At 61.7% G+C, this 21,176-nt stretch carries 21 protein-coding genes; 17 read left to right on the top strand and 4 right to left on the bottom strand.

Annotated features, from left to right (window positions below; translation table 11 throughout):
- The first annotated feature begins 67 nt into the window (after nt 1–67).
- The 16 genes from FHX10_RS10445 to minE all read left to right on the top strand — a co-directional run bounded on the left by FHX10_RS10445 (nt 68) and on the right by minE (nt 15,435).
- The gene (locus FHX10_RS10445) at nt 68–1,027 is read left to right on the top strand and encodes a GlxA family transcriptional regulator (protein ID WP_097630148.1); all 960 of its coding nucleotides are present in this window, start codon (nt 68–70) and stop codon (nt 1,025–1,027) included.
- Between the two features lie 80 nt (nt 1,028–1,107).
- Entirely contained in the window at nt 1,108–1,791 is a 684-nt protein-coding gene (locus FHX10_RS10440) for a helix-turn-helix domain-containing protein (protein WP_063475681.1), read from the top strand.
- Between the two features lie 88 nt (nt 1,792–1,879).
- Nucleotides 1,880–2,785, top strand: a complete 906-nt coding sequence (locus FHX10_RS10435; RefSeq protein ID WP_063475680.1) for a class II glutamine amidotransferase — start codon at nt 1,880–1,882, stop codon at nt 2,783–2,785.
- A gap of 55 nt (nt 2,786–2,840) precedes the next feature.
- The gene (locus FHX10_RS10430; RefSeq protein ID WP_047611831.1) at nt 2,841–3,527 is read left to right on the top strand and encodes a GXGXG domain-containing protein; all 687 of its coding nucleotides are present in this window, start codon (nt 2,841–2,843) and stop codon (nt 3,525–3,527) included.
- A 14-nt stretch (nt 3,528–3,541) separates the two neighbouring features.
- Nucleotides 3,542–4,870, top strand: a complete 1,329-nt coding sequence (locus FHX10_RS10425; protein ID WP_003594873.1) for an FMN-binding glutamate synthase family protein — start codon at nt 3,542–3,544, stop codon at nt 4,868–4,870.
- A 91-nt stretch (nt 4,871–4,961) separates the two neighbouring features.
- Nucleotides 4,962–6,269 carry a type III glutamate--ammonia ligase gene (gene glnT / locus FHX10_RS10420; RefSeq protein WP_063475679.1) on the top strand — a complete coding sequence of 436 codons (1,308 nt, stop codon included), beginning with the start codon at nt 4,962–4,964 and terminating at the stop codon, nt 6,267–6,269.
- 91 nt (nt 6,270–6,360) lie between these two features.
- Nucleotides 6,361–7,245 carry a formyltetrahydrofolate deformylase gene (purU, locus tag FHX10_RS10415; protein WP_132573346.1) on the top strand — a complete coding sequence of 295 codons (885 nt, stop codon included), beginning with the start codon at nt 6,361–6,363 and terminating at the stop codon, nt 7,243–7,245.
- A gap of 173 nt (nt 7,246–7,418) precedes the next feature.
- Nucleotides 7,419–8,552 (top strand): aminomethyltransferase family protein, encoded by a 1,134-nt coding sequence (locus FHX10_RS10410; RefSeq protein ID WP_097630890.1) that lies wholly within the window; start codon nt 7,419–7,421, stop codon nt 8,550–8,552.
- 11 nt (nt 8,553–8,563) lie between these two features.
- On the top strand, nt 8,564–9,169 hold the full coding sequence (locus tag FHX10_RS10405) for a dimethylamine monooxygenase subunit DmmA family protein (protein ID WP_097630891.1): 606 nt from the start codon (nt 8,564–8,566) through the stop codon (nt 9,167–9,169).
- Nucleotides 9,166–10,131 carry a PDR/VanB family oxidoreductase gene (locus FHX10_RS10400; RefSeq protein WP_097630892.1) on the top strand — a complete coding sequence of 322 codons (966 nt, stop codon included), beginning with the start codon at nt 9,166–9,168 and terminating at the stop codon, nt 10,129–10,131. The genes FHX10_RS10405 and FHX10_RS10400 overlap by 4 nt, the downstream gene beginning before the upstream one ends.
- 34 nt (nt 10,132–10,165) lie before the next feature.
- Nucleotides 10,166–11,206, top strand: a complete 1,041-nt coding sequence (locus FHX10_RS10395) for a heme-dependent oxidative N-demethylase family protein (RefSeq protein ID WP_047613344.1) — start codon at nt 10,166–10,168, stop codon at nt 11,204–11,206.
- Between the two features lie 83 nt (nt 11,207–11,289).
- Nucleotides 11,290–12,627, top strand: a complete 1,338-nt coding sequence (locus FHX10_RS10390) for an NAD(P)-binding domain-containing protein (protein ID WP_097544638.1) — start codon at nt 11,290–11,292, stop codon at nt 12,625–12,627.
- A gap of 117 nt (nt 12,628–12,744) precedes the next feature.
- Nucleotides 12,745–13,347 (top strand): PAS domain-containing protein, encoded by a 603-nt coding sequence (locus FHX10_RS35435; protein ID WP_063476227.1) that lies wholly within the window; start codon nt 12,745–12,747, stop codon nt 13,345–13,347.
- 210 nt (nt 13,348–13,557) lie between these two features.
- On the top strand, nt 13,558–14,277 hold the full coding sequence (gene minC / locus FHX10_RS10380) for a septum site-determining protein MinC (protein ID WP_097544639.1): 720 nt from the start codon (nt 13,558–13,560) through the stop codon (nt 14,275–14,277).
- A gap of 85 nt (nt 14,278–14,362) precedes the next feature.
- Nucleotides 14,363–15,178, top strand: a complete 816-nt coding sequence (minD, locus tag FHX10_RS10375; RefSeq protein ID WP_018448670.1) for a septum site-determining protein MinD — start codon at nt 14,363–14,365, stop codon at nt 15,176–15,178.
- On the top strand, nt 15,175–15,435 hold the full coding sequence (minE, locus tag FHX10_RS10370) for a cell division topological specificity factor MinE (RefSeq protein WP_003574994.1): 261 nt from the start codon (nt 15,175–15,177) through the stop codon (nt 15,433–15,435). Before minD ends, minE begins: the two co-directional genes overlap by 4 nt.
- A gap of 40 nt (nt 15,436–15,475) precedes the next feature.
- Here the strand turns inward: minE and FHX10_RS10365 are convergent, their stop codons facing one another.
- From FHX10_RS10365 to FHX10_RS10355, 4 genes are all read right to left on the bottom strand, one after another.
- A complete protein-coding gene (locus tag FHX10_RS10365) occupies nt 15,476–15,856 on the bottom strand; it encodes a DUF6481 family protein (protein ID WP_047613336.1) in 381 nt (126 codons plus the stop codon).
- 36 nt (nt 15,857–15,892) lie between these two features.
- Nucleotides 15,893–16,114: a hypothetical protein gene (locus tag FHX10_RS34990; protein WP_047613334.1), complete on the bottom strand. Its 222-nt coding sequence runs from the start codon at nt 16,112–16,114 to the stop codon at nt 15,893–15,895.
- 127 nt (nt 16,115–16,241) lie between these two features.
- Nucleotides 16,242–16,451: a cold-shock protein gene (locus FHX10_RS10360; RefSeq protein WP_097630893.1), complete on the bottom strand. Its 210-nt coding sequence runs from the start codon at nt 16,449–16,451 to the stop codon at nt 16,242–16,244.
- A gap of 272 nt (nt 16,452–16,723) precedes the next feature.
- The gene (locus FHX10_RS10355; protein ID WP_063476226.1) at nt 16,724–19,093 is read right to left on the bottom strand and encodes a DUF1989 domain-containing protein; all 2,370 of its coding nucleotides are present in this window, start codon (nt 19,091–19,093) and stop codon (nt 16,724–16,726) included.
- Between the two features lie 248 nt (nt 19,094–19,341).
- Here FHX10_RS10355 and FHX10_RS10350 point away from each other — a divergent pair, with 248 nt between their 5' ends.
- On the top strand, nt 19,342–21,126 hold the full coding sequence (locus FHX10_RS10350) for an APC family permease (RefSeq protein ID WP_047613331.1): 1,785 nt from the start codon (nt 19,342–19,344) through the stop codon (nt 21,124–21,126).
- Nucleotides 21,127–21,176 lie beyond the last annotated feature (50 nt).

Genomic DNA, 21,176 nt, shown 5'->3' with positions numbered 1-21,176 from the left:
GGAGCATGATGCCAGAAAGAGACGCATGTACTTGCACGATAAGGACATAAATCGCTAAGAAAGAGACATGTCTTCATTTGATAGCAAAAATGTCCAGACAATCGGCTTCATCCTCATCCCGGGATTTGCGCTGATGTCCTATGCCTCGGCCACAGAGCCGCTCAGGGCGGCAAATCTTCTGGCCGGGCGCGAGATCTATCGGCTGCGGATCTTCTCGCCGGATGGTGCAGCGGCGCTTTCCTCCTCGGGCACCAGCGTTCCCGCCGAACTTTTGCCGGTCAGAGGCTCGGGACTTGGAACAGCCTTTGTCTGCGCCGGCGGGTCACCGCGCGACTGGCGATATCCCGGTGTGCTTGCCTGCTTGCGGCAGCTGTCGCGCGAAGGTGTGCGGATCGGCGGCATCTCGGGTGGCCCCTATCTGATGGCCGCCGCCGGATTGCTGGGCGGCCGCGACTTCACCATCCACTGGGAGCATGCAGCCGCCCTTCTCGAAGCCTTCCCGGACCTCACGCCGCGCCAGGCGCGCTTCATGATCGACGGCAACCGGATCACCTGCGGCGGCGGCATCGCGCCCCTCGACATGATGCATGTGCTAATCGCCGAGCGCATGGGACCGGATTTCGCCCGCCGGGTCAGCGACTGGTACCTTCATACCGAGGTCAACGAGCCGGCAGCCCCGCAGCGCGCCTCGCTGGCCGAACGTTACGGGGTCCATCATCCCGGCCTGCTCAGTGTTCTCGAACGGATGGAGGAGACGATCGAGATGCCGCTCGAACGTGCCGCCATGGCGCGCATCGCCGGCGTCACCGCACGCCATCTCGACCGGCTCTTTGCCACCCATCTCGGCACCACCTTCCTCGATCAGTATCGCAGGATCAGGCTGCAGCATGCCCATCGCCTGCTGAAACAGAGCCCGCTTTCGGTCTCGGAAATCGCGGTCGCCACCGGTTTTTCCAGTCTGAGCCATTTTTCCCGGATGTTCCGCGCCGTCTACGGCATCGCTCCGCGCGCGGCGCGGCGGGAATAGGTTTTCTTCACGGTTGAGGAATTTTCACTATGGCGATAGGGTTGCCTTCAGATCAAAGAGAAGGCGGCGGTGGAAAATCCATGAAATCCAAGCGTGAAGCGGCAGAGCAACCGGAACAGGCGCATAGTGGACGCGCGCCCTTTTCCCAGGATCCGCACGCCGTCCGGGAGCCGAAGGAGAACAACCTCGAAATGGCGATCGGCCACGAGGTGCGCGCCTACCGCAAGAAACTCGGCATCACGGTCACCGATCTGGCGGCCGCGACCGGCATTTCGCTCGGCATGCTGTCGAAGATCGAGAACGGCAACATCTCGCCGTCGCTGACGACGCTGCAATCGCTGTCGCGGGCGCTCGGCGTGCCGCTGACCGCCTTTTTTCGCCGCTTCGAGGAACCGCGCAATGCCGTCTTCGTCAAGGCGGGGCAGGGCATCGAGCTCGAACGGCGCGGCACGCGCGCCGGCCATCAATATAATCTGCTCGGCCATATCGACAACAATACCAGCGGCGTCATCGTCGAGCCCTATCTGATCACGCTGACGGCCGATTCCGATATTTTCCCGACCTTCCAGCACGAGGGCATGGAGTTTCTCTACATGCTCGAAGGCGAGGTGATCTATCGCCACGGCGACCAGCTTTTCCAGATGCAGCCGGGCGACAGCCTGTTCTTCGACGCCGACGCGCCCCATGGGCCGGAGCAGTTGATGAAGTTGCCGAGCAAGTACCTCTCGATCATCAGTTATCCCCAGCAGAACTCCAAGAGCTGACTTGCCTTAGAAGAAAATTTTATTCCTCCCAGTTGATGTCCTGATGTAGACCTGCTAGTCCTTTCTCAACATGAAAGGAGGCACACCTATGTGCGGCATCGTTGGACTGTTCCTCAAGGACAAGAGCCTTGAGCCTCAGCTGGGAAATCTGCTCTCGGATATGCTGATAACCATGACCGATCGCGGTCCGGACTCGGCCGGCATCGCCATCTATGGCGGCTCCGCCGAAGGCAGGGCAAAAATCACCATCCAGTCGGCCAATCCCGGCGCGGATTTCGACGGCCTCGCCGGCGACCTTGAGAAGGCCGGCATCAAAGCCGACGTCTCGATCAAGAGCACGCATGCGGTCATCGAGCTGGACGCGTCCAAGCTTGGCAATGTGCGCAAGGCGCTTGAAGAGATCCGCCCGGCGGTCCGTCTGATGGGATCGGGCGAAAGCGTCGAAATCTACAAGGAGATCGGCCTTCCGAAAGACGTCGTGGCGCGCTTCGGCGTCCGCGCGATGAGCGGAACCCACGGCATCGGCCATACCCGCATGGCGACGGAATCCGCGGTCACCACGCTCGGCGCGCATCCGTTTTCGACCGGCGCCGACCAGTGCCTCGTGCACAACGGTTCGCTGTCCAACCACAACAACCTGCGTCGCGAACTGGTGCGCGAAGGCATGACCTTCGAGACGCAGAACGATTCCGAAGTCGCCGCCGCTTATCTGACGGCCGAAATGGCCAAGGGCAAGGATCTCGGTCAGGCGCTGACGGGCGCGCTCGACGATCTCGACGGCTTCTTCACCTTCGTCGTCGGCACCAAGTCCGGCTTCGGCGTGGTGCGCGACCCGATCGCCTGCAAGCCCGCCGTCATGGCCGAGACGGATCAGTATGTCGCCTTCGGCTCGGAATATCGCGCGCTGGTCAACCTTCCCGGCATCGAGAATGCCCGTGTCTGGGAGCCGGAGCCGGCAACCGTTTACTTCTGGGATCACGACAAGGCCGCCTGAAGGACGCCTGAAAAGCAGGAGCCGGCGCAAACCGTCTCGGACCAACGAGGAATAAATGCCCACATTCGATCTTTCCAACACGCCTCTTCGCGAACTGAACAGCGCGCTGCACGCCCTTTCCCAGGGTGCCAACGACACTGAATTCGAAGTCATCAACCCGCGCGGCAGCCATGCCGTCGCCGTTGGTATCGACAGCCCCGTCACGGTCGCTGTCAGAGGATCGGTTGGCTATTACTGCGCCGGCATGAATGACGGCGGCAGGGTGACGGTTCATGGTTCGGCCGGTCCGGGCGTTGCCGAAAACATGATGTCCGGCACCGTCGTCATAGAGGGCGACGCCAGCCAATATGCCGGCGCCACCGGCCGCGGCGGCCTGCTCGTCATCAAGGGCAACGCGGCGTCGCGTTGCGGCATTTCGATGAAGGGCATCGACATCGTCGTTCATGGCAGCATCGGCCACATGTCGGCCTTCATGGGTCAATCCGGCCATCTGGTCGTGCTGGGCGACGCCGGCGATGCGTTGGGGGATTCGCTCTACGAAGCCAAGCTGTTCGTCCGCGGCGAGGTCAAAAGCCTCGGCTCCGACTGCATCGAGAAAGAGATGCGGCCGGAGCATCTGGACAAGCTTGCCGAACTGCTCGATCGCGCCGGGGTCACGGACGTCAGGCCCGAAGAGTTCAAGCGCTACGGCTCCGCCCGCAAGCTTTACAATTTCAACATCGACAACGCCGACGCGTATTAAGGCGAGGGACCCCCATGAGCTATCACAACCCCTATACCCCGCCGCGCAAGTCCGCGACATTCGACGACTATACGCTTGCCGAAATCCGCCGCGCGGCCGCGACCGGTATCTATGACATCCGCGGCGCCGGCACCAAACGCAAGGTTCCGCATTTCGACGACCTGCTGTTTCTCGGCGCCTCCATCTCGCGTTATCCGCTCGAAGGTTACCGCGAGAAATGCGACACGACTGTGGTGCTCGGCTCACGTTTCGCCAAGAAGCCGATCACGCTGAAGACGCCGATCACCATTGCTGGCATGAGCTTCGGCGCGCTGTCCGGCAATGCCAAGGAAGCGCTCGGCCGCGGCGCGACGATCGCCGGGACCTCAACCACGACAGGCGACGGCGGCATGACCGATGAAGAGCGCGGCCATTCGCAAACGCTGGTCTACCAATATCTGCCGTCGCGCTACGGCATGAATCCGAAGGACCTGCGCCGCGCCGACGCGATCGAAGTCGTGGTCGGCCAGGGCGCCAAGCCCGGCGGCGGCGGCATGCTGCTCGGCCAGAAGATCTCCGACCGCGTCGCCAATATGCGCAACCTGCCCAAGGGCATCGACCAGCGCTCGGCCTGCCGCCATCCGGACTGGACCGGCCCCGACGATCTGGAAATCAAGATCATGGAGCTGCGTGAGATCACCGACTGGGAAAAGCCGATCTACGTCAAGGTCGGCGGCGCGCGTCCGTACTATGACACCGCTCTTGCGGTGAAGGCGGGCGCCGATGTCGTCGTGCTCGACGGCATGCAGGGCGGCACGGCGGCGACCCAGGACGTCTTCATCGAGAATGTCGGCATGCCGACGCTCGCCTGCATTCGTCCGGCTGTCCAGGCGCTGCAGGATCTCGGCATGCACCGCAAGGTGCAGCTCATCGTTTCGGGCGGCATCCGCTCCGGCGCCGACGTTGCCAAGGCGCTGGCGCTGGGCGCCGACGCGGTCGCGATCGGCACGGCGGCGCTCGTCGCGATCGGCGACAACGATCCGCATTGGGAAGAGGAATACCAAAAGCTCGGCACGACGGCCGGCGCCTATGACGATTGGCATGAAGGCAAGGATCCGGCCGGCATCACCACCCAGGACCCGGAGCTTGCCAAACGCCTCGACCCGGTTGCGGCCGGCCGCCGCCTCGCCAACTACCTCAAGGTCATGACGCTCGAGGCCCAGACGATCGCGCGTGCCTGCGGCAAGAACCATCTGCACAACCTTGAGCCGGAAGACCTCGTCGCACTGACGATCGAGGCATCGGCCATGGCGCAGGTGCCGCTCGCCGGCACCAACTGGATCCCCGGCAAGACCGGTTTCTAAAAACGCCGGCCGGGCGCGTTTGGGAGGATGCGGCCGGCTTCACCATCAAGTGTCTAAGATCATTACATAAGGTCAATACAAGGGGACAAACGTGACACTGGACCTCTCGCAATACGCCTCCGAAAAAGGCATCAAATATTTCATGATCAGCTATACCGACCTGTTCGGCGGCCAACGCGCCAAGCTGGTTCCCGCCGAAGCCATCGCCGACATGCAGAAAGATGGCGCCGGCTTTGCGGGCTTCGCAACATGGCTCGATCTGACGCCTGCCCATCCCGACCTGTTCGCGGTTCCCGATGCTTCCTCCGTCATCCAGCTGCCCTGGAAAAAGGACGTCGCATGGGTTGCCGCCGACTGCGTCATGGACGATCAGCCTGTCGAACAGGCCCCGCGCGTGCTGCTGAAAAAACTGGTCGCCGAAGCTGCGAAAGAAGGGCTGCGGGTAAAAACCGGCGTGGAGCCCGAGTTCTTTCTCATCTCTGCCGATGGCTCGGTGATTTCAGACCAGTTCGATACCGCCGAGAAGCCCTGCTATGATCAGCAGGCGGTGATGCGTCGCTATGATGTCATCGCCGAGATTTGCGACTACATGCTCGAGCTCGGCTGGAAGCCCTATCAGAACGATCACGAGGACGCGAACGGCCAGTTCGAGATGAACTGGGAATATGACGACGCGCTTCAGACGGCGGACAAGCACTCCTTCTTCAAGTTCATGGTCAAGTCGGTCGCCGAAAAGCACGGCCTTCGCGCCACCTTCATGCCGAAGCCCTTCAAGGGCCTGACCGGAAACGGGTGCCATGCCCACATCTCGGTCTGGGACATCGATGGCAAGGTCAACGCCTTCGCGGACAAGGAAATGGCCTTCGGGCTCTCCGCTCAGGGTAAAACCTTCCTCGGCGGCATCATGAAGCACGCCTCGGCGCTCGCCGCGATCACCAATCCGACGGTCAATTCTTACAAGCGCATCAACGCGCCGCGCACCACATCGGGCGCCACCTGGTCGCCGAACACCGTGACCTGGACGGGCAACAACCGCACCCACATGGTGCGTGTGCCGGGACCCGGACGTTTCGAGCTGCGCCTGCCGGACGGGGCGGTCAACCCGTATCTCTTGCAGGCGATCATCATCGCCGCCGGCCTCGACGGCATCCGCAGCCAGGCCGATCCCGGCCGGCATTACGATATCGACATGTATGCCGAGGGGCATCTGGTGAAGGACGCACCGCGCCTGCCGCTCAACCTGCTCGACGCGCTGCGGGCCTATGATGCCGACGAGGGCTTGAAGGCGGCCATCGGGGCTGAGTTTTCCGCCGCCTACCTCAAGCTCAAGCATCGGGAATGGAATGCCTACTGCTCGCATTTCACCCAGTGGGAACGCGACAACACGCTCGACATCTGAGGAGCGGGCAGACCTGCAATAGGCACGCCGGACGGAAAAGCGCCGGCGCGCCCAGGTTCTCTGCGCTTGAAACGGCGAAGGAAAAGACCGCATGAAGAACTTCGTACTCACCGTATCCTGCAAATCGACGCGCGGCATCGTTGCGGCGATTTCGAGCTATCTGGCGGAGAAGGGCTGCAACATCATCGACAGCTCGCAGTTCGACGATCTCGATACCGGCAAGTTCTTCATGCGCGTCAGCTTCATTTCGGAAGAAGGGCTTTCGGGGGCCGATATCGACGCCGGTTTTACAGCCGTCGCCGCGCCCTTCGAGATGGATTACGAGTTTCACGACAGCGAGAAGCGCATGAAGGTGCTGCTGATGGTGTCGCGCTTCGGCCATTGTCTCAACGACCTGCTCTACCGCTGGAAGATCGGCGCGCTGCCGATCGACATCGTCGGCGTCGTCTCCAACCATTTCGACTACCAGAAGGTCGTGGTCAATCACGACATCCCCTTCCACCATATTCCGGTCACCAAGGCCAACAAGGTGCAGGCCGAGGCCCGGATCATGGAGGTGGCCGAGCAGACCGGCACCGAACTGATCGTGCTCGCCCGCTACATGCAGATCCTGTCGGACGAGATGTGCCAGAAAATGTCCGGCCGGATCATCAACATCCATCATTCCTTCCTGCCGAGCTTCAAGGGCGCCAATCCCTACAAGCAGGCCTATGGCCGCGGCGTCAAGCTGATCGGGGCGACGGCGCATTACGTCACCGCCGATCTCGACGAAGGCCCGATCATCGAGCAGGACACGGCGCGCATCACCCATGCGCAGTCGCCCGACGACTATGTCTCGATCGGTCGCGACGTCGAAAGCCAGGTGCTGGCGCGCGCCATCCACGCCCATATCCATCACCGCACCTTCATCAACGGCAACCGCACCGTGGTCTTCCCGGCAAGCCCCGGCAGCTACGCCTCCGAACGCATGGGTTGAGAGAGACGGCCATCGACGGCAGCACGCAGTCGCATCGGTCATGCAGGACGTTAAAGCTGCGGCGAGTGCCGCCGAAAGTTTGGGAAATGCATGCCGGGCGGGCTTGCCACGGCGCGAAAGACTTATATAGTCAGGAAATAAATATTCCGTAGAGGAAATAAGAGGGAACGGAAATGGCTTTATCATGGCGTTTCTCCGTCTTGGCGGATCGGCATCGCGCTCTGGGATCGAAGCTCGAGGACTGGAGCGGCATGGGAACCGCCTGGACCTACGACAAGGACATGTCGGAAGAACATGTCGCGGTCCGCACCAAGGCCGGCATCATGGATGTCTCGGGCCTGAAGAAAGTGCACCTGGTCGGCCCGCACGCCATCGCCGTGCTCGACTACATCACCACCCGCGACCTGACGAAGATCTATCCCGGCCGCTCGGTCTATGCGACCATGCTGAACGAGCGCGGTCACTTCACCGACGACTGCATCGTCTATCGCACCGGCCCGAATTCCTGGATGCTGGTGCATGGCTCCGGCTCCGGCCACGAGGAAGTCGTTCGCCAGGCGGCAGGCCGCAATTGCGCCGTGCTCTTCGACGACGACCTGCATGACCTGTCGCTGCAGGGTCCGCTCGCGGTCGACTATCTCGCCAAATACGTGCCCGGCATCCGCGACCTCAAATATTTCCACCACATGCAGACGACGCTATTCGGCGCGCCGGTGATGATCTCTCGCACTGGCTATACCGGCGAGCGCGGCTACGAGATCTTCGTGCGCGGCCAGGACGCCGTGATGGTCTGGGACCGGATTGTCGAGGAAGGCAAGGAGATGGGCATCATCCCCTGCTGCTTCTCGGTTCTCGACATGCTGCGCGTCGAAAGCTACCTGCTCTTCTACCCCTACGACAATTCGCAGATGTATCCCTTCGCCGATCAGCCGCCCGGCGACAGCCTCTGGGAACTCGGCCTCGACTTTACCGTCAGCCCCGGCAAGACGGGCTTTCGCGGCGCCGAGGAACATGCCCGCCTCAAGGGTAGGGAACGCTTCAAGATCTTCGGCATGCTGATCGATGCCGACGGACCGGCCGATCTCGGCGACGAGGTCTTTGCCGACGGCAAGAAGGTCGGCGTCATCAGCTGCCCGAGCTATTCGTCGCTGACGAAGAAATCCATGGCGATCGCCCGTCTCGACGTTGACAAGGCGGTGCATGGGACGAAACTCGAAGTCCGCGGCAAGACCCTCAAGGCGGGCGCCACCGCCCATACGCTTCCCTTCGACGATCCGGAGAAGAAGAAGAGGACTGCCGTAGGTTAAGGAGCACGCGAATGCTCGTTGCAGGCATCAAGAGCCGACCAGTCTACACGGGACTGACCATCCAGCCCAACGCCCGGCGGCACATTTTCGCGCTCGAAGGGGAGGGCGCCAAGGCTCTCCTCGATCAGCAGCCGGCGCTTGACGACACGGCGCTTTCCCGTAGCGAAATCCTCTATGTCGCCCGCGGCTCGCAAGGGTCCGGCCTGGACGAGGCGCTGCGCCACCTCGGCGCCGACATGTTCTTCACCGCCCCGACCATCGCAACGCTGCTCTTCCGGTTGAAAGGCTCGCTCGCCACCGCCCATATGGGCACGCGGCTTTATATCTCGGGCACCGAAGGCTTCATCGGTCAGGCGATGCTCTTGGCGCTCGAATACGGCATGGACCATGCCTCCGTCATCACCGAGCATCGCGGCTCGCTGGCCCGACGCGTGCAATGCGTCCATTGCAAGGGCATCACCGACGACGTCACCACCAGCCCCTTTGCCTGCAGCCATTGCGGGCTCCCGCTTCTGGTGCGCGACCATTATTCACGCCGGCTTGCGGCCTTCCAGGGCGTCAATATCGATGCCGAAGAGCCCGGCAGCGCGCCTGATCCGGAGGAGTTGTTCCTTTGAGCGGTGGTACTGAAATTCCGGTTCGCGTGGCGCGGATCACGCCGATCGCCGAGCGCGTCAAACGATTTCGCTTCGAGCGCCTGGACGGCAAGCCGCTGCCCTATTTCTCCGGCGGCGCGCATGTCATCGTCTCGATGAACGATGGTGGCCACATGCGCCGCAACGCCTATTCGCTGATGTCGCCGCCGCATGACTGCACGGCCTATGAGATCAGCGTGCTGCATGTCGAGGATTCACGCGGCGGCTCCACCTTCATGCATGAGAAGGTCAGCGAAGGCGACGAGCTGAAGGTCAGCTACCCCGTCAACCTGTTCCAGCCGGACTGGCGCGGGCGCAAGCATCTTCTGATCGCCGGCGGCATCGGCATCACCCCCTTCATCGCGATGATGGAACAGTTTTCCCGCGAAGGCGCCAATTTCGAGCTGCACTACGCCATCCGCACGCGTGACCGCGGCGCCTATTGGCGGGAACTGCTGGAGCGCTACGGCGGGCATCGCATCAAGATCTATTGCGACGCCGAAGGCGGCACCATCCCGTTGACTCGCCTGCTCGACAGCCAGCCGCTTGGCACGCATCTCTATGTCTGCGGCCCCACAGGCATGATCGACGGCGTGCTGAAAACAGGCCTTAACGCCGGCTGGCCGGAACAGAACCTGCATTCGGAACGGTTCCTGTCATCTCTGCCCGGCAAACCGTTCACGATGGAACTGATTCGCTCCGGCAAGACCGTGAAGGTCGGCCATCACGAAAGCATGCTGGAGGCGATCGAGGCGGCGGGCGTCGACGCGCCCTTCCTCTGTCGCGGCGGCGCCTGCGGTCAATGCGAGACGGGTGTCGTCACCTGCGACGGCAAGCTGTTGCACCATGACGTCTATCTGACGAACGAAGAAAAAGCATCCGGCCGCAAGGTGATGATCTGCGTGTCCCGCTTCGAGGGAAACACGCTGCATCTCGATCTCTAGCGGCATCTGATAAAGCGGGACAAGGAGACCGAACATGGCAATCGCCTTCAAGCAGGAAACCTTCCGGAACGACTTCAGCTACCGCAACAGCCCCGAAAACATCCGGCGTTTCCCGTTTCCCTTCGACCGCGACGAATACATGTATTCCGTCAACATGGAGCCGCATGTGCGCGGCCGGACGGGCACCGTCTACGAAAACCTGATCGACGTCGACGAGCATTACGTCGCCGAAATGCACGACCGGGCATTGGTTCTGAAGGAGGATCCGCTGCGTTATCAGGCGCTGCCGCACATGATGAGCGCGCAATGGGATACGCTCGAACTTTTGATGGAAGAGCAGGCGGCGGGTTACCCCGACCATTTCACGCTGATCCGCAACGGCGATCAGTGGCGCTGGATCAACCGCCCGCTCGGCATCGACGACAGCTTCACCTTCGGCGATGCCTCGACGCTGCCCTGCGAACCCTTCGAATATATCACCCGCCAGGCCCAGGGCGACTTCTGCATCGTCGATCAGCGCGACGGCAATCTCTGGATGGACGCCGGCATGGTGACGACGCAGGCCGACTGGTCGCTCGATTTCGATATCGGCATGAATTTCATGGAATGGCACGGGCCGGTGCCGCTCGCCCACCAGATCGGCGTCTTCGACCGGGCGCTGAAATTCCTGTTGAACCTGCAGCAGGGCAAACCGACACGGCGTTTCAACTGGACGATGACGATCAATCCGCGGCTCGACACCAGCCCGGAGAACTACCACAAATGGGGTCCCGATCGCACCACGGTGACGCCTGACAATGTCGGCGAGAAGGTGCATCTGCGCGTCGAACTGCAGAGCCTCTGGCGCCTGCCGCGCTCGAACGCCATCCTCTTCGTCATCCGCTGCTACCTGATGAACATGGAAGAGCTCGCCACCGTGCCGAAATGGGCGCGCCGCTTTCCGCGCGTGCTGAAGACGCTGCCGCCAGAGCTCATCGACTACAAGGGCCTCACCCGCTTCCGCGAGACGACGATCGACTGGCTTTCCAAATATGACGACGGAGCTCCGACCAGCCCCGGCATCTATCCCGACTGACGCGCAGCGGTGCGCACCAGCGCCGCGTGCGGTTTCAGACGCGCAAAACAGGCAATGACATATAATCAAGAGGGGAATGCTTCATGACAAGAGTAGCCGTCATCGGTGCCGGTCCTTCCGGGCTTGCGCAGCTGCGCGCCTTTCAATCGGCCGCCCAGAAGGGTGCCGAGATCCCGGAGATCGTCTGCTTCGAAAAACAGTCGGATTGGGGCGGGCTCTGGAACTATACCTGGCGCACCGGCCTCGACGAATATGGCGAGCCGGTCCATGGCAGCATGTATCGTTACCTCTGGTCGAACGGCCCGAAGGAATGCCTGGAATTCGCCGATTATTCCTTCGAGGAGCATTTCGGCAAGCCGATCGCCTCCTATCCGCCGCGCGCCGTGCTCTGGGATTACATCAAGGGCCGCGTCGAGAAGGCGAATGTCCGCCACTGGGTGCGCTTCAGCACGCCGGTGCGCATGGTCCGCTTCGACGATCAGACGAAGAAATTCACGGTGACGGCGCATAACCGCATCGAGGACCGGATGTATGACGAGGAATTCGATTATGTCGTCGTCGCAAGCGGCCATTTCTCGACGCCGAACGTGCCCTATTTCGAGGGTGTGAAGACCTTCAACGGCCGCGTGCTGCATGCCCATGATTTCCGCGACGCGCTGGAGTTCAAGGGCAAGGATATCCTCATCGTCGGCCGCAGCTATTCGGCCGAAGACATCGGCTCGCAATGCTGGAAATACGGCGCGAAATCGGTGACGACGAGCTACCGTTCAAAACCGATGGGCTTCAAATGGCCGGAGAATTTCGAGGAACGGCCGCTGCTGACCAAGCTCGAAAACCGCACGGCGCATTTCCTCGACGGCTCGAGCAAGGAGGTCGATGCTGTGATCCTCTGCACCGGATACCAGCACCACTTCCCCTTCCTGCCCGACGATCTCCGGCTGAAGACCGCCAACCGCCTCTGGGCCGACAGCCTCTACAAGGGGGTGATCTTCGACAAGAACCCGCAGCTTTTCTATATCGGCATGCAGGACCAGTTCTACACCTTCAACATGTTCGACGTGCAGGCCTGGTGGGCGCGCGACGTAATGATGGGGCGCATCACCCTGCCGTCGGAAGAGGCGCTGAAGGCCAATTTCGACATGTGGCGCGCCCGCGAGGAAACGCTTGAAGATGCCGAGCAGATGATCTGGTATCAGGGCGACTATGTGAAGGAACTGCTTGATGAAACCGACTATCCCTCCTTCGACATCGAGGGCACCAACCGGACCTTCATGGAGTGGGAACATCACAAGGCCCACAATATCATGGGCTTCCGCGATCATGCCTACCGGTCGCTGATGACCGGCAACATGTCGCCGACGCATCACACGCCCTGGGTCGAGGCGCTCGACGATTCCATGGAAGAATATCTGCGCAACTGATGAGGCAGGCCTGCATTGCCGGAGGAGGGTGGTCGTGCATTCTCTTCCGGCGCATGCGCCGTATTAAATGAGACGACATAAATCCATCTGCAACTCTTCTCTTCGGATGTGGCCTTCATGGATTTTCAAACGAGCATTCTCGGGCGCATGAACGGTTTTCTCTACCGCTGCCGCGCCGACGAAAACTACACCATGCTTGAAATGACCGACGGCATCGAGCGCATCTTCGGTTATCCCACCGACGAGATCATCGGCAATCGCACGCGGACCTTCACCTCGATCATGTACGAGGAAGACGTGCCTCTGATGGACGAGATCGTCGGTCGGGCGCTGGAGAAGCGCACGGACTGGACGATGGAATACCGCATCCGTCACGCCATGGGTCATCTCATCTGGGTCACCGAGACCGGCGGCGGCATCTGGGACGAGAAAGGCGAGCTTCTCTATCTCGAAGGCAGCATCATCAACATCGAATCACTCTATCAGCGAATCGATGAGCAGACCGCCGACATGCGCGTCACCGCCTCGAAGACCAATGAGATCCTGCAATCGCTGCGTTACCTGAAGCTGCTCGCCGTCAATGCCGGCATCGAGGCCGCCCGCGCCGGCACCGCCGGATCAGGCTTTGCCGTGCTGGCCGCCGAGATGCGCACGCTCGCCAACTCCTCGGAAGAGGCCGCACGCGCCATTTCCAACGCGCAACGCAAGGCGGAAGGCTGAGCGTCACCCGGCGCAGCGGCAGATTTGCGGCTGACGTCGAAAGCCGCATTATTAACTGTTCGGCACTGCTGGAGAATACAAAGCGTTTGCAATGGCTTGGCGCAATCTCGCCCTTGAAAACCCTCACGTCATTATGGGTAATGTTAAGGCCGCGTTAACTTTTTGTTAACCATAGCAGCGCTAGACATGGTCAACGATTTCTTCACATAGATGACCAAAGTGCTAACAGACGCTCGCTCTATCCGCATCAAGGGCCGCTCTTTCCTCGCGGTCATGCTGTCCCCGGATCTTCCCATCGATGATTGGTTGATCAGGCTGGACGATCTGGCCGCGCGTTCGGCCGGGTTCTTCCTCGGCCGGCCTGTCGTGCTCGACCTGACCGACCTGCAGATCGACCGCTCGCAGCTGAAGGACCTGATTGCCGAACTTGCCAAGCGCAATGTCAGCATCATGGGCATCGAAGGCGCGCGGCCTTCGATCCTCGGCTCCGGCATGCCGCCGGCGCTCAAAGGCGGCCGGTCGGTTTCCGATATCGAGGTTCCGGCCAAAGAGAGCGTCGATACGCCGGTCAAACCGGCAGCGGCGGAGACGCGTCCGGCCATGCAATCGATCGTCATCCGGGAGCCGGTGCGCTCCGGACAATCGGTAATATTCCCGGAAGGTGACGTCACCGTCATCGGATCGGTCGCCTCGGGTGCCGAGGTCATCGCCGGAGGGTCCGTGCATATCTATGGCGCCCTGCGTGGCCGAGCCATGGCGGGGTCCATCGGAAACGCATCGGCGCGGATCTTTTGCCGCAAGCTCGAGGCCGAGCTGGTTGCAATCGACGGCATCTACAAAATGGCGGAAGACATGGCCCCCAATCTTCGCGGACAGGCTGTTCAGCTCTGGCTCGAAGAGGACGCGATCATGGCAGAGAAACTGATCTGACGGCAGCGCTGCGCGTCTCTTCGAGAGCCGCAAAGGACGCTGTAACACTTTGAATTACTGGGGCCACGGCAAAGGAGAGACAATGATGGGGAAAGTGATCGTCGTCACGTCAGGCAAGGGCGGGGTTGGCAAGACCACCTCGACCGCCGCATTGGGAGCGGCGCTGGCGCAACGCAATGAAAAAGTCGTCGTCGTCGATTTCGACGTGGGCTTGCGCAATCTCGACCTCGTGATGGGCGCCGAACGCAGGGTCGTCTACGACCTGATCAACGTGATCCAGGGCGACGCCAAGCTTACCCAGGCGCTGATCCGCGACAAGCGGCTGGAAACGCTGTTCCTGCTGCCGGCCTCGCAGACGCGCGACAAGGACAATCTGACGGCCGAGGGCGTCGAGCGCGTCATCAACGACCTGAAGCGCTATTTCGACTGGATCATCTGCGACAGCCCCGCAGGGATCGAACGCGGCGCGACGCTTGCCATGCGCCACGCCGATGTTGCCGTGGTCGTCACCAATCCGGAAGTCTCGTCGGTGCGCGATTCCGATCGCATCATCGGCCTGCTGGATGCCAAGACCGCCAAGGCCGAACGCGGCGAGCGGATGGAAAAGCACCTGCTGCTCACCCGCTACGACGCCAACCGCGCCGAACGTGGCGACATGCTCAAGGTCGACGACGTCCTGGAAATCCTTTCCATCCCGCTGCTCGGCATCATACCCGAAAGCATGGATGTCCTGCGTGCCTCCAACATCGGCGCGCCAGTCACGCTGGCAGACAGCCGCAGCGCGGCTGCTATGGCCTATTTCGATGCCGCTCGCCGGCTCGCCGGCGAGACGGTGCCGATCGCGATCCCAGAGGAAAAGAGGAATATTTTCGGCAAGATCTTCGGACGGAGGGCAGCATGAATATTTTCCGTCTTTTCAACAAGCAGAGAACAGCACCGGCCGCCCGCGAACGGCTGCAGGTCCTTCTCGCCCATGAACGCTCCTCGGCGGGGTCGGACCTGGTCTCGCTGCTGCGTGAGGAAATCCTGGCGGTGATCGCAAAACACGTGCAGCTCGACCATGACAAGGTGCAGGTGACGATCGATCGCAACGAGTACGTCTCGACGCTGGAAATCGACGTCGAAATCCCGCTGAATGCAGCCGTGCAGGCGGCTTGAAGATAGCGCTGCCTGTCGTGTCGACAGGCGGCGCCGACAGTCAGGACTTTCTGGCTTTGCGATTGGCGTAGCGCAGGTCGCGTTCGGCCTTTCGGGCCGCTTCATCGGCAATCACGCGGGCGATCCGGTCTTTGTCAGCCGCTTCGCGCGCGTCGGCCTCGGCGCGTGCGGCGGCCTCGGCGGCAGCCTGACGCTCGGCTTCTGCGGCCTGAGCCCGCTCCAGTTCCTCGAGCTTGACCCGTTCGCGCGCAGCACGCCGTTCTTCCCTGGCCGCGGCAATGGCCTGGCGCTCCGCCTGCTTGGCGAGCCGGGTGGGTTCAGCCGTATCCTTGGCGGTACGATACGCATTGAGGAGAGCGGCCTTGGCTTCGGCAGCGGCGCTGCGGCGATCGGCAAGCTCGTTGTTTCTGGCGTTTTTCAAATCTGTTTCCTGACTGTTGGATGTCTGGCCCGAAGGTCAGATTTTCTTTTTCTTTGCGGCAAGAGCGGTAACCGCTGTCAAGCGATCCTGCAACTCCTTGGCCTCGCGGGCTTCGCGTAACCGCAAGGTCTTTTCTTCGCGGGCCCGCACCGTCTGATCGACTTCCTCAACCGCACGGCTTCGCGCCAGGAATTGCGATTGCGCGTTTCCAAAGGCAATCTCCGCCTGCTTGCGTGATTTGCTATGTGACTCTGTCATATCCGTCCTGGATTCATGCGCCGCTCAGCGAACGCAGCAAAAAGGCCAGGCAAATTGCCTGACCTTGATAGTATCATGCTTTCGGCAGTGCCGGTACATCCGCGGTCAAAGGAAAGCAGATTTCAGCTCAGCCAGCCTGGAGATTGCAAGCGGACATTTTGCCCGACTTGTTATCGCGCTCGAGCTCGTAGCCGATCTTCTGGCCCTCGACGATTTCGCGCATTCCGGCGCGCTCGACGGCAGAGATGTGAACGAAGGCGTCAGCGCCGCCGTCATCAGGCTGAATGAAGCCGAAGCCCTTGGTGGAATTGAACCATTTAACTGTGCCAGTGGTCATAACAAACCCTTTCATAGCAATTGACAGACCGCACGTGCGCAAGCACGACGGATGATGATCTCGATTTTGAAGAGGGAAGTTCGTCCAGGGCACGTTGCCAGCGTGCGATAACAAAAGTCAAACAAGCAATATCGACAACCGGGATATAGTCATCCAAGCCGAGTTTGTCAACTTTTAGTTTTTCAGAGTAGTGAAATCTCCGCCAGGTTGTATATCGGCCGCCTTGCATGCCAAAAAGGCCGATCGCCGCCTCCGCCCTCAAAAAACAGGGGTTACGAGCGCGGCCGTGTCTTCTGCGGGTCGTAGTGCGAAAGCGGCACGATCGTCGCCGGCAGGCGCTTCTGGTGGCCGTCGAGCTTGCCGATTTCGACCTCGGTGCCGGGGCTTGCATGCATCACGTCGATGCGGGCGAGCGCGATGGTCTTGCCGAGAACAGGCGAGCGCGTGGCACTGGTGACGACGCCGACCTGGGCCCGGCCGATATGGACGCAATCGCCATGACCGACGGCCTCGTTGGCCTTGATGTCGAGGCCGACGAGCAGGTGGCGCGGATGCTCCTTGCGCCGGATCAATGCCTCGCGGCCGATGAAATCATCCTGCTTGGATTTCAGCGGCACGGTGAAACCGATGCCGGCCTCGAACGGGTCCGTCTGGTCGGTGAATTCGTGATGGGCGAAAATCAGGCCCGCCTCGATGCGGACCATGTCGAGCGCCTCCAGCCCCATCGGCTTCAACCCGTGCGGCTGGCCTGCCTCCCAGACGGCGTCGAACACCGTCAGCGCATCCTTCGGATGACAGAAGATCTCATAGCCGAGCTCGCCGGTATAGCCCGTGCGCGAGACGACGACAGGGGCGCCCTCGAAGCCGCCGATGCGACCGACGGTGAAGCGGAACCATTCGAGCTCGCCGATTTCAGGCTGGCGCGGCGCCGTCCAGATGATCTGCTTCAGGATATCGCGGCTCTTCGGCCCCTGGAGGGCGATATTGTGCATCTGGTCGGTCGAGGAGCGGACCCAGGCCTTGAAGCCCTTCTTCTCGGCCTGTTGACGCAGCCATATGCCGCTGAAATCATCGCCGCCGATCCAGCGGAAATTCTTGTCGCCGAGCCTGAACAGCGTGCCGTCATCGATCATGCCGCCGTTTTCGTAGCACATGGCGGAATAGACGACCTGGCCGGTCGACAGTTTGCGCACGTCGCGCGTCAGGCAATATTGCAGCAGTTCCTCGGCATCCGGCCCCGTCACCTCGAACTTCCGCAAGGGCGAGAGATCGATGACGGCGGCGCGCTCGCGGCAGGCCCAATATTCCTCGACCGGCCCTTCGCTGGAAAAGCGGTTCGGCAGCCAGTAGCCGCGATATTCGGCGTAGTCCCGCGTCAAGGCGGAGAGGCGAGGATGGAAGGCGGTTTCGCGCGTCAGTTCGGCGTCGGCATCTGGGGTCATGCGATAGGCTACCGCTCGTGAGAATTTCTCTTTTCCGGAAAAGGTGCGGACGTGGATATCCGTCGGATCCCAGCCGTTCGCCGCGTCGATATCGTCGGGACAGGACGAGGAGACGCAGACGAGATCGGTCAGCGCCCGCATCAGCACGTAATCGCCGGGACGCGACCATGGCTCGTCGAGATAGAGCTGGTTGTTGTGGTCGATATTGGTGTTGTAGAAATAGTTCAGCGCTTCCCAGCCCTTGCGGCCGGCAATGCCGTAGGGCGCCAGCGCCGCGTTGAAATTATCCGTGCAGTTGACGTGGCCGGGATAGCCCATGTCGTCGTAGTAACGCGCATTGCAGGCGGTCGCGAAAGCGTCGTGGCGCCCGACCGTATCCTGGACGATCTCGACCAGCGGCTCGAAGTCGCGGTCGAAGGCCTTGGAGGGCAGGCCAGGCATGGGATAGCTGCGGCCGAGCAGCGTGCGGGTGACGGTGGAATCAAGCGCGAGATCGAGGCCTTTGTCGACCTTGCGGGCGGCAAACGCCTGGAAATCGGTGCACTGGCGTCCATAGACGTCGATGATCTGGATGAATTCGCCGGCACGTACGAAATAGGCAGCGGCGGTCGCCGCCCGGATGCGGATATCCTCGACCGGATCGGCGACCGGTTCCGGCAGGGCCGAGGCGTAATCGCGGATCAGCAGGCTGCGCTTGATCCTGATCTCGATCGGCGTCGCCGTATCCTGCGCCTCCGGCGACATGGCTGCGGCGGGTGCCGCGACAATCAGCAGGCCCTTCATGGCAATCGTGAAATCCGCTTGGCTGCCCGGGGTCGATCCCGCCCCGAAAATGCGAAGCGCTCCGGCCGAAGCCAGATCGGCGCCGCGGCGCTGAAGCGCTACGCGCGTGCGTGCGGCGCTCTCATGCTCTGCCTGAAGAATGGCCTTCAAACCCTCGGCTGAATTGCTGAATGCCGCACCAAGACCGGCCGCCCGGAATCGTCCCTTTTCGTCGAGGAAAGAGATCTCGCAGACCTGCCCGCCCTCGCTGTCGATGACGCTGACGCGGTCGCCCGGCGCGACGCGCAGGACGACCGATCCGCCGCCCTTTGCCCGGTAGCGCTCGGTTCCCTCCGGCAGGGTGGGAATGCCGGGATAATGCACGAGGCTCGCAGTCGCCGGGCGCAGGCCGCTCGTAGCAGGATGAAGTTCTCGCATGCTGCCCTCATGGGGGATCGGCGTACCCTGGGGCACACCCATACAGGTTACAAAATGCCTCGGGAAAGTAAAGTCATGTTGACTAAAAAGAAAATATCTTCACTATGCATAAAGAGCTGAGACTCGGGGAATCCGTCGGGAACACGGATCGCCAAAATCATCCGGGCCGGCTTGAGACTGTCAGGGAGACACGTTCAGGGAGACGTACAAAGATACGTCCGGAACAAATCGAATGGGGAATTTCACCGATGACAGATGTTGTGGAGGCCGGAATTGCATCCGGCACCGAGGGTAAGCTTGTACGCGCGCTCGATTGGAAGGGCGCATTCTGGGTGGCTGCGGGCGTGCCGCCGCTCGTTCTTTTCTCCATCGGCGGTATCGCGGGCACGACGGGCAAGCTCGCCTTCGTCGTCTGGATCATCTCGATGGTGATGGGTTTCCTGCAATCCTTCACCTATGCCGAAATCGCCGGCATGTTCGGCAACAAATCCGGCGGCGCCTCGGTCTATGGCGCCACCGCCTGGCTGCGTTATTCGAAATTCATCGCGCCGCTGTCGGTCTGGTGCAACTGGTTTGCCTGGTCGCCGGTGCTGTCGCTCGGCTGCGCCATCGCCGCCGGCTACATCCTCAATGCCTTCTACCCGATTCCGGCGGCGGATTCGCAAATGGTCCTCGACTGGATCGCCGCCCATGCCGCTTCCATCACGGCCGATAGCCCCCGCGTCGCCGAATATATCGCCGCCCATGCCGGCACCACCCCCGATGACGCCGTCAAGGCATTGCTCAGCACCGACGGTGTCGCGGCGCTCACGCCGGCGATCCGCAACTGGTCGCTCGTCACCTTCAACATCCCCTTCCTTGCCACCGCCAATATCAATGCCACCTTCTTCATCGGCGGCATCCTGATGCTGATCATCTTCGCGATCCAGCATCGCGGCATCTCGGAAACGGCCAGCGTACAGAAGTGGCTGGCAATCATCGTGCTGGTGCCGCTGCTGATCATCGGTCTTTACCCGATCGTCAGCGGCCAGATCCTTGCCACCAACGTCACCGGCCTCGTGCCGCCGACGGCAGCCTATGCCGCCGCCGACGGCACCTGGAGCAACGGCGGCTGGACGCTCTTCCTCGGCGGCCTCTATATCGCCGCCTGGTCGACCTACGGCTTCGAGACGGCGGTCTGCTACACCCGCGAACTGAAGAACCCGAAGACCGACACCTTCAAGGCGATCTTCTATTCCGGCCTTGCCTGTTGCCTGTTCTTCTTCCTCGTCCCCTTCGCCTTCCAGGGCGTTCTCGGCCATGCAGGCATGCTCGCCCCCGGCATCGTCGACGGCACCGGCGTTGCCGAAGCGCTCGGCGGCCTGATCGGCGCCGGCCGGGTCGTCACCCAACTGCTCGTCGTGTTGATGATCATGGCGCTCTTCCTCGCCATCATGACGGCGATGGCCGGCTCTTCGCGCACGCTCTACCAGGGCTCGAAGGACGGCTGGCTGCCGAAATACCTCGACCACGTCAATGAGAATGGCGCGCCGACGCGGGCGATGTGGACCGATTTCGCCTTCAATCTCTTCCTGCTGGCAATCGCCTCGGATGTCGGCGGCTATTTCTTCGTGCTCGCCGTCTCGAATGTCGGCTACATCATCTTCAACTTCCTGAACCTCAACTCCGGCTGGATCCACCGGGTGGATTCCGGCCATATCGAACGCCCCTGGAAGGCGCCGACGTGGCTGATCGGCCTCAACACCGTGCTCGCCTTCGTCAACGCCCTCTTCCTCGGCGCCGGCGCCAAGGTATGGGGCTATTCCAATGCGCTCTGGGTCGGCTTCATCTTCGCCGCCCTGATCCTGCCCGTCTTCGCCTATCGCCACTATGTGCGCGACGGCGGCAAGTTCCCGGCCGGCGCGATGGAGGATCTCGGTCTGGTCGGCCAGGATCTCGGCGTCAAGAAAGCCGGCATCCTGCCTTACCTGGCGCTCGCTGGCGGCTTGGCGATCGTCCTGATCGCCAACGTGATCTTCCAGCTTCCGGCCTAAAATCGCCTCCCAAGCAGCAAGGCCGAAAAGCCGCCATGGAAACATGGCGG

The sequence above is a fragment of the Rhizobium sp. BK591 genome, assembly GCF_014195045.1.
In the GTDB taxonomy this organism is placed as follows: Bacteria; Pseudomonadota; Alphaproteobacteria; order Rhizobiales; family Rhizobiaceae; genus Rhizobium; species Rhizobium anhuiense.
Note: the sequence above shows the minus strand (reverse complement) of the source record. Positions and strands in the feature narration are given on the sequence as shown.

Excerpts from the sequence above, each read along its gene's own strand:
- FHX10_RS34990 (WP_047613334.1), bottom strand. The coding sequence starts at position 16,114 with ATGACAGAGTCACATAGCAAATCACGCAAGCAGGCGGAGATTGCCTTT.
- FHX10_RS10430 (WP_047611831.1), top strand. The coding sequence starts at position 2,841 with ATGCCCACATTCGATCTTTCCAACACGCCTCTTCGCGAACTGAACAGC.
- FHX10_RS35435 (WP_063476227.1), top strand. The coding sequence starts at position 12,745 with ATGGATTTTCAAACGAGCATTCTCGGGCGCATGAACGGTTTTCTCTAC.
- FHX10_RS10395 (WP_047613344.1), top strand. The coding sequence starts at position 10,166 with ATGGCAATCGCCTTCAAGCAGGAAACCTTCCGGAACGACTTCAGCTAC.
- purU (WP_132573346.1), top strand. The coding sequence starts at position 6,361 with ATGAAGAACTTCGTACTCACCGTATCCTGCAAATCGACGCGCGGCATC.
- FHX10_RS10425 (WP_003594873.1), top strand. The coding sequence starts at position 3,542 with ATGAGCTATCACAACCCCTATACCCCGCCGCGCAAGTCCGCGACATTC.
- FHX10_RS10410 (WP_097630890.1), top strand. The coding sequence starts at position 7,419 with ATGGCTTTATCATGGCGTTTCTCCGTCTTGGCGGATCGGCATCGCGCT.
- minC (WP_097544639.1), top strand. The coding sequence starts at position 13,558 with ATGACCAAAGTGCTAACAGACGCTCGCTCTATCCGCATCAAGGGCCGC.
- FHX10_RS10355 (WP_063476226.1), bottom strand. The coding sequence starts at position 19,093 with ATGCGAGAACTTCATCCTGCTACGAGCGGCCTGCGCCCGGCGACTGCG.
- FHX10_RS10445 (WP_097630148.1), top strand. The coding sequence starts at position 68 with ATGTCTTCATTTGATAGCAAAAATGTCCAGACAATCGGCTTCATCCTC.
- FHX10_RS10350 (WP_047613331.1), top strand. The coding sequence starts at position 19,342 with ATGACAGATGTTGTGGAGGCCGGAATTGCATCCGGCACCGAGGGTAAG.
- FHX10_RS10405 (WP_097630891.1), top strand. The coding sequence starts at position 8,564 with ATGCTCGTTGCAGGCATCAAGAGCCGACCAGTCTACACGGGACTGACC.
- FHX10_RS10440 (WP_063475681.1), top strand. The coding sequence starts at position 1,108 with ATGAAATCCAAGCGTGAAGCGGCAGAGCAACCGGAACAGGCGCATAGT.
- FHX10_RS10390 (WP_097544638.1), top strand. The coding sequence starts at position 11,290 with ATGACAAGAGTAGCCGTCATCGGTGCCGGTCCTTCCGGGCTTGCGCAG.
- minE (WP_003574994.1), top strand. The coding sequence starts at position 15,175 with ATGAATATTTTCCGTCTTTTCAACAAGCAGAGAACAGCACCGGCCGCC.
- FHX10_RS10435 (WP_063475680.1), top strand. The coding sequence starts at position 1,880 with ATGTGCGGCATCGTTGGACTGTTCCTCAAGGACAAGAGCCTTGAGCCT.
- FHX10_RS10360 (WP_097630893.1), bottom strand. The coding sequence starts at position 16,451 with ATGACCACTGGCACAGTTAAATGGTTCAATTCCACCAAGGGCTTCGGC.
- minD (WP_018448670.1), top strand. The coding sequence starts at position 14,363 with ATGGGGAAAGTGATCGTCGTCACGTCAGGCAAGGGCGGGGTTGGCAAG.